Source organism: Micromonospora sp. KC723 (assembly GCF_004348595.1).
In the GTDB taxonomy this organism is placed as follows: Bacteria; Actinomycetota; Actinomycetes; order Mycobacteriales; family Micromonosporaceae; genus Micromonospora.
The window spans coordinates 1-1528 of the sequence record NZ_SMKD01000269.1 but is presented as its reverse complement, the minus strand read 5'-3'; the positions used below and the strand labels follow the sequence as shown (position 1 = coordinate 1528).

Below are 1528 nucleotides of genomic sequence, written 5' to 3'. Positions count from 1 at the left end.
CCGAGGGCCACCGTGGACGGCGGGAAAGGCCGTGCTGGGCGCTCAGTGGATTCCGGACCGGCGCAGCGGCCGGTGCGATCGAAAGCCGGCGGGAAGTGACCCGCATCAGCGGCAAGAAGGCCGCTCGGCAACTCCGGAGTCGGTCTCAGCGATCCGGCAGAAGGCCGCGCTGGCGTGCTCGACGGAAACCACGGTAGCACCGGGCACCGACACGTCAACCCGCGTGACCCCACCGGAGGCGATCCGACCGGCGGTCGCGCGCATCAATGGTTCATCGCATCTTATGGATTGCGTAGGCGATCTCCTGCCGCAACAGCGCCGCCTCCTCGTCGCGGTCGCACAGCAGCAGCACCTTGAACGGGCTGCCCTTGCCCTCCGGCTGGCCGAGCGGGCTCGCCCAGTGCCGAACGGCTTGATACAGGATTCGGAATAACGTGTGCTGATCCTCGGCACTGCTCGACAGCAACTGGAGCGCGTTCTCGAACACGATCAGATACCCGTCCGCCGGTAACCAGTTCAGATCACGGAGGCAGTCGGACAACGCGTCCCAGTTCCAGCCAAAGTAGGCAGGAAAGAGGAGCGCGTCGGAGAACTCGTAGAAGGCGTGGGCCGCATCCGTCATCCTCGTTCCATCAAGGCGGGCAACGACGAACCTGCCCGTTGCCGGTAGCACAGCGGCGAGCTCCACCAGGGCACTGCGCGAGCAGACCGCGAGCTGGTCAGTGGAGCCGCTCCACCAGCTGTTCATCATTCAGCCCCACCACGGTCGACGTAGTTCATGACCTCAGCGGCCTCGCGCACGCCGCACCCCATGGCCTCCAGTCTGCCCGGGAGGCAGAACAGCACGACGGGCAGGCCTCGACCGAATGACTGGATGTGCCGCGATCAGCGCGCTGCGGCGTCGCAGAACAGTTGGCGGATGGCTGTCGCACACCAATCGGCGGAGGACCGACCGGCCGGCTGCCGGCGGTGTGTGAGGACTTTCTGTACATCTATCAAGGCGGCCCGCAACGGGCCGCACGCGCCGCCGCCTGGGCGCGCGCCGGCCGCGCCGCTGTCGCTCTGCGGCCGTCACGCCGGACGCCCGGCGGCTGGCGCGGAGAGCGGGGGAGCCCGGGGGTCGCCGCAGACGGTAGAGCCGAGAGTGGTTGAGGTTCGCGGGCCGGCAGCCGGCCGCGCCGCGCCCGAGCGACGCGGCGCAGGGAAGGGCACGCCCGGTCCGCGCGGCGAGTCGCGGCGGTGGACCGGTCGCGGTCACTGCGCCTCCGGCGGGGGCGCAACGACTCCAGGATGGCGGGGGCTCCGTCTGCGCGTTGCGGTCCGTGGGTGGTTGCGCAGCGCCATCCCGCCTGCCGACGACCCGGGCGAGCCGAGCAGACCACCGCCCGGCCCGCCAGCGCCGGGTCTGCCCCCGGTTCGGTTGACTCCTGACCTGTGAGGATGCGTTCCTCGCTGGAAGGATGTCTGTCATGCCGAAAGCGTTTCCCCTGGAGTTCCGCCGTGATGTGGTCGCGGTCGCCCGCAAGGG

At 69.8% G+C, this 1528-nt stretch carries 1 protein-coding gene; it reads right to left on the bottom strand.

All coding sequences use genetic code 11. From position 1 onward, the window contains the following. Positions 1 to 271: 271 nt before the first annotated feature. Entirely contained in the window at positions 272 to 751 is a 480-nt protein-coding gene (locus E1165_RS28560) for a barstar family protein (protein WP_243705038.1), read from the bottom strand. Between the last annotated feature and the right edge of the window lie 777 nt (positions 752 to 1528).

Bases quoted from the DNA above. Each gene is read 5' to 3' on its own strand.
- E1165_RS28560 (WP_243705038.1), bottom strand. From the start codon at position 751: ATGATGAACAGCTGGTGGAGCGGCTCCACTGACCAGCTCGCGGTCTGC.